The 9,779-nt window shown below is 70.8% G+C and carries 7 protein-coding genes; 4 read left to right on the forward strand and 3 right to left on the reverse strand.

The genetic code is table 11. The annotated features are described in order from the left end of the window. Window positions 1-2 precede the first annotated feature (2 nt). Window positions 3-1,547 carry an ATP-binding protein gene (locus HV826_RS22770; protein ID WP_217917752.1) on the reverse strand — a complete coding sequence of 515 codons (1,545 nt, stop codon included), beginning with the start codon at window positions 1,545-1,547 and terminating at the stop codon, window positions 3-5. A gap of 153 nt (window positions 1,548-1,700) precedes the next feature. Between HV826_RS22770 and HV826_RS36725 the strand changes: the two genes are divergently transcribed. Together HV826_RS36725 and HV826_RS22780 are read left to right on the forward strand one after the other, a co-directional pair. Then, window positions 1,701-2,108: a hypothetical protein gene (locus HV826_RS36725; RefSeq protein ID WP_217917753.1), complete on the forward strand. Its 408-nt coding sequence runs from the start codon at window positions 1,701-1,703 to the stop codon at window positions 2,106-2,108. Window positions 2,109-2,197: 89 nt separating this feature from the next. Continuing rightward, window positions 2,198-3,853, forward strand: coding sequence for a formate--tetrahydrofolate ligase (locus tag HV826_RS22780; RefSeq protein WP_176419115.1), 1,656 nt, complete (start codon window positions 2,198-2,200; stop codon window positions 3,851-3,853). A gap of 62 nt (window positions 3,854-3,915) precedes the next feature. Here HV826_RS22780 and HV826_RS22785 read toward each other — a convergent pair whose 3' ends face one another. Beyond that, window positions 3,916-5,511, reverse strand: a complete 1,596-nt coding sequence (locus HV826_RS22785) for a methyl-accepting chemotaxis protein (RefSeq protein ID WP_176419116.1) — start codon at window positions 5,509-5,511, stop codon at window positions 3,916-3,918. A 373-nt stretch (window positions 5,512-5,884) separates the two neighbouring features. Beyond that, complete coding sequence (locus HV826_RS22790; RefSeq protein ID WP_176419117.1) at window positions 5,885-6,274, reverse strand: hypothetical protein; 390 nt, start codon at window positions 6,272-6,274, stop codon at window positions 5,885-5,887. A 158-nt stretch (window positions 6,275-6,432) separates the two neighbouring features. On the opposite strand from HV826_RS22790, the gene HV826_RS22795 reads away from it, so the two are divergent. Both HV826_RS22795 and HV826_RS22800 read left to right on the forward strand, forming a co-directional pair. Further along, a complete protein-coding gene (locus tag HV826_RS22795; protein ID WP_176419118.1) occupies window positions 6,433-7,794 on the forward strand; it encodes a sigma-54 dependent transcriptional regulator in 1,362 nt (453 codons plus the stop codon). A gap of 170 nt (window positions 7,795-7,964) precedes the next feature. Then, window positions 7,965-8,432 (forward strand): hemerythrin domain-containing protein, encoded by a 468-nt coding sequence (locus tag HV826_RS22800; RefSeq protein WP_176419119.1) that lies wholly within the window; start codon window positions 7,965-7,967, stop codon window positions 8,430-8,432. The last annotated feature ends 1,347 nt before the right edge of the window (window positions 8,433-9,779 follow it).

Here is a 9,779-nt window from a genome sequence, read left to right on the forward strand (position 1 = left end):
TGTCACGCGGGCGCCAGCGGCACGGTGAAGTGGAAGGTGGAGCCGCGCCCCAGCTCGCTCTCCACCCACAGACGGCCGCCATGCCGCTCGACGATGTCCCGGCAGATGTAGAGCCCCAAACCCAGGCCACCGAAGCCGGAGATGGGCGCGTTGCGAGCGCGAAAGAAGCGCTCGAAGAGGTGCTCCTGCTGGTCCCGCGGAATGCCAATGCCTTCGTCCTGGACGGAGCCGTGGGCGTGGCGTTCCTCCCGAGCCATCCGGACGTGAACCGTTCCCCCACTGGGGCTGTACTTGAAGGCGTTCTCCATCAGGTTGACCAGGACCTGCGCGAGCCGGTCCGCGTCGCCCAGGACGACCAGGGGTGCCTCCGGCGCTTCGTACTCGACCCGGTGGTGCGCGCTGGACAGGCGCATCTCGGAGACGACGTCGTGGGACAGCTCCTGCAACACGACGGGCCCATGCTTCAGCGTCAGCCGCCCTTCCTGGATGCGCGAGGTGTCCAGCAGGTCATTCACCAATCCCGTCAGACGGCTCACCTGCATCAACGACTTGTCCACGTGCCGGGCGGGGGCCCCGTCCGCCTCGGCTCTCTGTTGCCGCAGCATCTGGAGGTGCAGCTTCAGCGGCGTGAGCGGTGTCTTCAGCTCGTGCGCGGCGATGGACAGGAAGTCATCCCGCACGCGGATGGCCTCCTGGGCTTCACGCAGCAGCCGCTCGCGCTCTGCCTCCGCCCGCCGCTCCGCCGTCACCTCCCGGTAGCTCCACACCCGGCCGATGATGGTGCCTCCCATCCGCTGCGGCAGCGACTTGCGCTCCAGGATGCGCCCATCCAGCAACTCCACGACCTCCACGTCCACCTGCGCGGACGCCTCGAAGCGCTCCCGGATTCGCGAGGTGAACGACTCCGAGTGCTTCACGCCGCCCGCCGAGCGCTCCAGCACCCGCTCCGCGTCGCGGTCCACCATCATCTCCTCGGTCAGCCCCCAGATGTCGAGGAAGCGCTTGTTGAAGGCCGTGACGCGCTTGTTCAGGTCCACCACGATGACGCCTTCCGCAATCGAGTCGAACGTGGCGCGCAGCACCGAGTTCATATGCGCCAGGCTCTCCAGCGCGGGCCGCGTCCCCCCGCCTTCGGCGACCTGCCCCACCGAGGACTCGGGAACCTGGAGGCGCGCGCAGGCCCCCAGCAAGGTCCCCTGCTCGTCGAACACGGGCAGGACGAAGGCCTTCAGGCCCGGCTCCTCGTGGACACCGGCCTTGCCCCGGAGCGCGGGCCGCATCGCCTGCGCGAGCCAGGGCAGCCGAGCGAGCACCACCTCCACGGGGCGCCCTTCGAAGGGCGCGTCATGCGGCCCGGTGGCGTGTATCAGCGCCGGGTCCATCCAGGCCACGCGCCCGTACGCGTCGACGATGAGCGCCGCCTGGAGCGCCTGCCCCAAGCTCAGCAGCGCCGGAGCGAAGCTGGGCCCGCTCGGGTGACGGGCCTCGGCGGACCCCGGCGCGCCCCAGCCGCGCCGTCCTCGCTCATGGATGTGGGCCTTCGACATGGGCGCTCCTCGGCCTCGTTGGCGGGACGTTTCCGGCGGAAAGATGCGGCGCCCGCCAAGGGCGTGAAAGGGGCCGCCCTGCTCGACCGCCACCGCCGTGGGGGCTCCGACGCCAAGGCCGCTTGCCCTGCGAAAGCGGTAGGCTCTCACCGCATGACGACCTCCCGCCTCGCGATGCTCCTCCTGATGCCAGTGCTGGCCACGGGCTGTGCCTCCACCGCCAGCGCCACCCGGCCGGCCGAGCCCGCCACGGAAGCGGCGACCCCCTCCAGCGCGCCCTCCGGCTATGGCTTCAGCGAGGACGACCCCATCCACGTGGGCGGCGGCGTCGACGGGGAACATGAATACCTCCAGCACCTGCGGGGACCCCAGGGGCAGAAGGTTCGCTACGAGCGGCGAGGAAGCTGCTGCGCCTTCGAGTCGGAGGGCTCGCCCTTCGGCGCTGGCATGCTCGACGTGTACATCGTCAGCTACGAAGGGCTCGAGGAGCCGGTGATGCTCTACCTCAACATGTATGACAGGAAGGACCCGCGCGCCCCCGAAGGCTTCCGCCTGGACTGACGCGCGCCAGCGGGCTTCACGGCCCTGGATTCCAACAGGCACGCGTCTGCGCCGTTGACCGCCGACAGGTCCGCGCGGAGATTCCCGGCATGACGCTGAGAGCCATGACCGACGTGGGCGCGGAGCTGGGCCTGTCTCCCGAGGATGTGCTGCCGTGGGGAACCCACCGCGCCAAGGTGTCGCTGGACGCGCTCGGCAAGCGGGGCGGCCGGCAGGGACGCCTGGTGCTCGTGTCCGCCATCAACCCGACGCCGCCGGGCGAAGGGAAGACCACGATGTCCGTGGCGCTGGCCATGGGCCTGCGCAAGCGGGGGCGCCGCGTGGTGGCGGCCCTGCGCGAGCCGTCCCTGGGGCCCGTCTTCGGCGTGAAGGGCGGCGGCACCGGCGGCGGGCAGGCCAGCCTGGAGCCCGCGGCCGACATCAACCTGCACTTCACCGGCGACCTGCACGCCATCACCAGCGCCAACAACCTGCTGGCCGCGCTGGTGGACAACGCCGTCTTCTACGGCCAGCCGGTGGCCCTGGATGCCACGCGCGTGCGCTGGCGGCGCGCGCTGGACATGAACGACCGCTTCCTGCGCAACGTCATCGTCGGCCTGGGCGGCAAGGCGCAGGGCGTGCCGCGCGAGGACCACTTCGACATCACCGCCGCCAGCGAGGTCATGGCCATCCTCGCGCTCGCGGAGGGGCTGAAGGACCTGGAGGCGCGGCTGGGGCGCGTCATCATCGGCCACACCCGGGACGGCCAGCCGGTGCGCGCGCGCGACGTGGACGCGGCGGCGGCCATGGTGGCGCTGCTGAAGGACGCGCTGATGCCCAACCTCGCCCAGACGCGCGAGGGCGGCCCGGCGCTGGTGCACGCGGGCCCCTTCGCCAACATCGCCCACGGGTGCAGCTCCGTGCTGGGCACGCGGATGGGGTTGGCCTACGCGGATGAAGTCATCACGGAGGCGGGCTTCGGCTTCGACCTGGGCGCGGAGAAGTTCCTGGACATCAAGTGCCGCGGCAGCGGGCTATGGCCCCGGGGCGTGGTGCTGGTGGTGACGCTGCGCGCGCTGAAGCACCACGGCGGCGCCGCCCCCGCGCGCGTGGCCGAGCCGGACCGCGAGGCCCTGGTGCGCGGCTTCGCCCACCTGGAGAAGCACCTGGAGTCGGTGGCCGCCTTCGGCCTGCCCGCCGTGCTGTGCGTCAACCGCTTCCCGCAGGACACCGAGGCCGAGCTGGAGGAGCTGCGCGCCTTCGGCAGGGCCCGCGGCGTGGAGCTGGCCGTGTGCGACGGCTTCTCGCGAGGCGGTGACGGCGCGCTGGAGCTGGCCGACCGCGTGCTGGAGATGCTGGACGGCACGGACGCCGCGCCGCCCCAGCCGCGCTTCCTCTACGACGTGGCGCGGACGCCCGAGGAGAAGGTGGCCGCCATCGCCCGCACCGTCTACGGCGCGGACGACGTGGCCTTCACCACGAGCGCGAAGAAGGACCTGGACGCCGTCCGCGCGCTGGGCGGCGCCGGGCTGCCGGTGTGCATGGCGAAGACGCACCTGTCGCTGTCGGATGACCCCACGAAGCTGGGACGGCCGCGCGGCTTCACGCTCACCGTGCGCGAGGTGCGGCTGTCCGCGGGCGCGGGCTTCATGGTGGCCCTCACCGGCGACATCCTCACCATGCCCGGCCTGCCGCGCGAGCCCGCCGCCCGCCGCGTCACCGTCCACGACGACGGGCGCGTCACCGGGCTGATGCAGGGGGAGTGAGCCCAAGCCCCGGGCCGGGGTGCCACCCAGGACGGTGGCACCCGCGCGGCCCGGCGGCCGTGTCAGACGCGGAAGCCGGTGGACAGCGCCTGGAGCTGCCCCAGCGACGTGTTGATTTGCGTCACCGCCTGCTCGGCCGTCATCGTGGCCGTCACCACGTCCGCCATCATGGAGGACAGCGTGGTCATCACCTCGGTCATCTGCGCGATGCCCGCGTTCTGCTGGGTGACGGAGGCGACAATCTGGCGCGCGGCCTGGCTGCTCTCCTGCACCACGGTGGTGATTTCCTTCAGCGTGTCGGCCGAGGCGAGCACCTGCTCGATGCCCTCCTCCATCTTCTCGCTGTCGCCCTCGGCGATGCCCACCGTCTGGCGGATGGCCTGGTTGATTTCGAGGAGAATCTTGCCGATGCGCTGGGTGCTCTGCAGCGACTGACCGCTGAGTGAGCGCATCTCCCGCGCCACCACCGCGAAGCCCCGGCCCTGCTCCCCGGCGCGCGCCGCTTCGATGGCCGCGTTGAGCGCGAGCACGTTGGACTGGTCCGCCAGGTCCTTCACGCTGCCGATGATTTCACCGGCGTGCACGGCCTGGTCGCTCAGGTGCCCGATGCTGCCCACCAGCGCGCCCACGCGCTGGCGAATCTGCTGGAGCCCCTCCGCGCTCTTCTCGATGGACTCCTGGCCGGACGCGCTGAACGCGTCCGCCTGTCCCGCCACGCGGAGCACCATCTCCGCGCGGCTGGCGGCCATGCTGGACGTCTGCGCGATTTCGGCGATGGTGGTGCTCGCCTCGGTGAGGCTGCGGGACTGGTTGGTGAGGAAGTTCACCTGCTCCTGGCTGGCCTGCGTCAGAGTCTTCGCCGCCTCCGTCAGGTCCGTCACCACCGTCTGGATGGTGGTGGGCACGTCGCGCAGCCGGGACACCATGACCTGGAAGCCGCGCGCCAGCTCGCCCACCTCGTCGTGAGCGCTCACGTCAATGGCCTGCGTCAGGTCGCCCTTCTCCGCGATGCGCGTGGCCACGTGGGTCAGCTTCGCCAGCGGCAGCGTCACCTCGCGGTGCAGCCAGTAGGCCAGCCCCACCGTCAGCGCGATGCACAGCAGCACCAGCGCCGTCACCGCCCACGTGCTGGCGCTGTGCAGCCCGGCCACCTCCGCGTAGGAGCTGGCGATGGCCTGGGAGTCCTCGTCCACGGCCTTCTGGAGCGCCTCGCGCAGCGACGCGGCCTGGGCCTCCACCGCCGCGAACGTGGGCGCCGCCTGCGCGTCATCCGCCACCACGAACGCCAGCGCCTGTTCGGCGGCCGTCCAGTACGTGCTCAGGGCCTCCTTGAGCGCCTCCGTGCGCTCGGCGTTGGCCCCCGGGACGGCCCGCGCGAGGTCGAGCTTCGCCTGGAGCTCGCGCACCTCCGCGCGCGCCGGCTCCAGCCCCCCCGCCACCTTCCCCGTCACCGCCACCACCACGTTGCGGTGCAGGCCCGGGTAGCGGTGCATCACCTCACGGCTCAGCTCGATGGTGGGCACGTGCGAGCTGCTGATGCGCGCGTACACGCCACCGGAGCGCGCCCCCAGGGCGAAGAACGCCACCAGGATGGCCACCAGGAACACCGCGACAACAGCCGGCAACAACATCATCTTCTGCTTGAGCTTCAAACGCACCCGCTGGCCTCCCCGCTACCGTGAGCACCCTTCAACGCCCGCGAATCCATGCCGCGCGCCGCGGCCAGAATCCGGCTGTGGAAGAGCAACCCCGTCTTCCAGGGCCCGCTGCGCCAGCACATGTCGCCATCCTTCCGTGGACTCCCATGGGAGCCACATCCTCGTGCGGCAGGTGCTCACGCCGCGCGTCGTAGGATAGCCAACTGTCCGCGGGCGGGTAACTCTCACCGCCCGTGTCGTGCAGACGGACTCGGAGCGCCGTGAAAGCCGGGTAGGACCCGACCCCACCCACGGGCGTGCATCCCGGTAGCCCGGTTTCGCAGTGCTCTCAGGACAGGAGGGAAGGGCGTCGCTTCCCGAGCAAGGGCTCGGGTCAGCGCACGGAGCGCTGGAGCGCGGGCGCAATCTCCCGCTGGCAGGTCTCGTCGCATTCCGTGAAGCGGGTGAGGAAGTCCGCCATCCGCGCGCAGCGCTTCGGGAAGCGGGTGGTGCCCGCGTCGCCCATGCACAGCTCGCGGAAGGACTCGCGCGTCTCCTCGAAGAGCGAGGCGCGCTGCGCGGGAGATAGCGCGTTCAGCGCCCGGTTCTCCCCGCCCAGGAGGTACAGGCAGACGGCACCGAGCAACAGCAGCCCGAGCCCCACCAGTACAATCTTCCGGTTCCGCAGCTCGGCCGGCGAGGGGCCTCGGGCGCGGGAGAAGACGTTCTCCTCGTCACCGTCTTCGGGCGGTGGGCCGCCTGCCATCATCCCCATCAAGCGCATACGGGCCCTGTTCCAGCCCAAACCGGCGAGCAACGCCAGCACGGAGTGCAGGGGATGTGTGGCAACCGCCAACACCCGGGCGGCCATTGCGTGTGCTCCCGCACGCTGGGAGGGAGGTCTGGCCGTGTGCCGGCGGGGATTGCGCCTAGGATGAAGCCATGGACGTTCGAGAGCGCCCCATGCGAGTGCTGGTGGTGGACGACGAGCGGAACATCCGCCACACCCTGCGCGTGTGCCTGGAGGGCTTCGGCTGCGAAGTACGTGAGGCGGCCACCCCCGAGGCCGCGCTGGCCGCGCTGGCGCAAGGCCCCGCCGACCTGGCCCTCGTCGACCTGCGGCTGGGCACGGCCAGCGGCATGGAGCTGCTGCCGCGCCTCCTGGCCGAGTCACCCCACCTGGACGTCGTGCTCATCACCGCCTACGCCACGTTCGACACGGCGGTGGAGGCGATGCGGCGCGGGGCGCGGGACTATCTGCCCAAGCCCTTCACGCCCGCGCAGATTCGCCACGTGGTGGAGAAGGCGCGGCGGCACCGGGAGCTGGCGTCGCAGCTGGAGAACCTGGAGGGGCAGCTGTCCCAGGCGGTGCCGGAGGCCACGTTGGAGACGGCCTCGCCCGCGATGCACGCGGCCATCGGGCTGTTGACGCGCGCGGCGGCGTCCGACGCGGCGGTGCTGCTGCGAGGAGAGAGTGGCACGGGCAAGGGGGTGCTCGCCCGCGCGCTGCATTCGATGAGCGCGCGGCGGCGCCGGCCCTTCGTCACCGTCAACTGCCCCACGCTGTCAGAGCAGCTGCTGGCCAGCGAGCTGTTCGGCCACGCGCGCGGCGCGTTCACCGGCGCGGTGAAGGACCAGCCGGGACGCGTGGAGGCGGCGGAGGGGGGCACGCTGTTCCTGGATGAAATCGCGGAGATGAGTCCGGGGCTCCAGGCGCAGCTCTTGCGCTTCCTGCAGGAGAAGCAGTTCGAACGGCTGGGCGAGGGGCGCACGCGCAAGGCGGACGTGCGGGTGGTGGCGGCGACGAACCGGGACCTGGAGAAGGACGTGGCGGAGGGGCGCTTCCGCGAGGACCTGCTCTACCGGCTGAACGTCATCGAGGTGAAGCTGCCGTCCCTGCGGGAGCGGCCGGAGGACCTGCTCTCGCTGGCCCGGCGCTTCGTCGCCTTCTTCGCGCGAGCGGCGCAGCGCCCTCCGCCGGAGCTGTCGCCCGCGACGGAGCAGATGCTGCGGGCCTATGGGTGGCCGGGCAACGTGCGCGAGCTGCGCAACGCGATGGAGCGGGCGCTCATCGTCTGGCCGGCGGAGGTGCTGGAGCCGCAGGCGTTCCCGGACCGCATCGCCGCGGCGGGGAGCCCGGTGATGGCGCTGGGCGGGACGCACACGCTGGAGGACGTCGAGCGCGAGCACGTGCTGCGCGTCATGACCTCGGCGCCCACCCTGGACGAGGCGGCGCGGGTGCTGGGCATCGACGCGTCCACCCTGTGGCGGAAGCGGAAGAAGTACGAGTCGGGCGAGAGCTGAGGGACTTCCGAGCCCTCACGTCCACGTCAGCCGTGAGCGCGCGCGCCGGCCCGGGGCTTCATGGTGCCGAACCGGGCAGGGCTTCTCCGCGTGCCTGGAGCGGTGATTGCGGCGTCCCGCGCGCATGCGGAGCGTTGGAGGACACCGAACCAATTCCAAGGAGCGCGGACGTGGACGTGATTGACCTGTTGATTCAGCAGCACCGCGAGGTGGAAGCGCTGTTCGACGCCTGTCGCGCGGCGAAGGACGACGCGAGCAGGCAAGCGCTCGGCATCCAGCTCGCGGAGGCGCTCACGCTGCACACCACCATCGAGGAGCGCTGGGTGTACCCCGCCGCGCGCCGGGTGGTGGGAGACAAGCTGATTCAAGACTCCGTCGAGGAGCACGGGGAGATGACGCAGCTCATCGCCCAGATGATTCGCGCGCGCAACGACCCGAAGAAGCTGGTCTCCCTGTTCGGCGAGCTGGAGCAGGTGGTGAAGGACCACGTGACGATGGAGGAGCGGGACGTGCTGCCCAAGCTCGGTCAGAAGGTCACCGAGGAGGACCTGGGCATGTCGTGCAAGGACATCGTCCGCACCGCCTCCGAGGTCCGCCGCGAGGAGATGCAGAAGCTCCAGGGGCAGGCGAACGCCTGAGGCCGCGAGTCCACCTCACGAGGATGCAGGCTGCGTGAAGACGAGGGTGCGGTGTTGCCCTGAGGCACACCACTCCTCAGCAGTCCGAGGTCAGCGAAAATGCAAACAGGGGCTGCGAGTCTCTTCTCCTGAAGCTCGTCGAAGGACTTCACGGTGTAGTTCCGCTCGTGAAGCTCCAGCATCACCATCAAGCGAAGCAGCAGCTTGAAATGCCAGCTGAACTCTTCGGCGCCGGTCTCCCAGCGAGACACAGCTTCAGAGCGGAGTGTCTCGATGTCCGTGGTCGCGAGGTGCCGCTCCGTCATGCGGTCTTTCGCATGCGCGCCCTCGTTCAAGAGGCGCCGGGCGAACCTGAGCGCCTCCCCTCCCGCGCCGCGGACCACCGCCACTGAACTTGCGGTGACCGCAATGTTGCTAACAACGGCCACTCAACGCGCCCAAGTGATTTCCCAAGCAGCCGAAGTGCCTGGCCTGGCACAGCAGGTGACTCAGGGATGAGCGCAGCCCCACCGTACATAAGGCGTCTGATTCACCCTGTGGCTTGTCCGCCAGTCCCTCACGCACGCTCCGGCCCGGGCTCCTCCCGCCGGGGCAGCGTGAACCAGAACGTGCTGCCCTGGCCGGGCGCGCTCACCACGCCGATGTCCCCGCCGTGCGCCTGCACGATGTCCTTCGCAATCGACAGGCCCAGCCCCGCGCCTCCCGCTGGCGCGCCGGGCGCCCGGTAGAACTTCTCGAAGATGCGCGCCTGCTGCTCCACGGCAATCCCCTCCCCCGTGTCCCGCACCTCGAAGCGAACCCCGCGCGCGTCCCGCGACACGCGCACCTCCACCTCGCCGCCCATGGGCGTGTGCTTCACCGCGTTGCCCACCAGGTTCCCCAGCACCAACCCCAGCCGGTCCGGGTCCACGTCCACCGGCGCCACGTCCAGCGCCACCTGCCCCGACAGCCGCACCCCGCGCTCCTCCGCCGCCGCGCGCTGCGCCTCCAGCGCCGCGTCCACCAACACCTCCGCCGGCACCCGGCGAAGCTCCAACTGAAGCTGCCCTGCCTGGATGCGCGACAAGTCCAGCAGGTCATCCACGATGCCCTGCAGCCGCTCGCAGTCCTCGCGCGCCGCGAACAGCAGGTCCGCCTGCTTCTCCGTCACCGGCCCCACCACCCCCTCCGTCACCAGGTGCAGCGCCATGCGCAGGGACGTGAGCGGCGTGCGGAACTCATGCGCCACCGTGGCCACCAGGTCGTTCTTCAGCTCGTCGAAGCGCCGCAGCCGCGTCACGTCCTGGAGAATCACCGTGGCCCCCACCACCCTGTATCTTATACACATCTGACGCTGCCGACGAATAG

Origin of the sequence: Myxococcus sp. AM010, from assembly GCF_013372585.1 — a bacterium.
Classification (GTDB): Bacteria; Myxococcota; Myxococcia; order Myxococcales; family Myxococcaceae; genus Myxococcus; species Myxococcus vastator.

What these genes read in the sequence shown, in the direction of transcription:
- HV826_RS22770 (WP_217917752.1), bottom strand. Translation starts at nt 1,547, where the DNA reads ATGTCGAAGGCCCACATCCATGAGCGAGGACGGCGCGGCTGGGGCGCG.
- HV826_RS36725 (WP_217917753.1), top strand. Translation starts at nt 1,701, where the DNA reads ATGACGACCTCCCGCCTCGCGATGCTCCTCCTGATGCCAGTGCTGGCC.
- HV826_RS22780 (WP_176419115.1), top strand. Translation starts at nt 2,198, where the DNA reads ATGACGCTGAGAGCCATGACCGACGTGGGCGCGGAGCTGGGCCTGTCT.
- HV826_RS22790 (WP_176419117.1), bottom strand. Translation starts at nt 6,274, where the DNA reads ATGCGCTTGATGGGGATGATGGCAGGCGGCCCACCGCCCGAAGACGGT.
- HV826_RS22795 (WP_176419118.1), top strand. Translation starts at nt 6,433, where the DNA reads ATGGACGTTCGAGAGCGCCCCATGCGAGTGCTGGTGGTGGACGACGAG.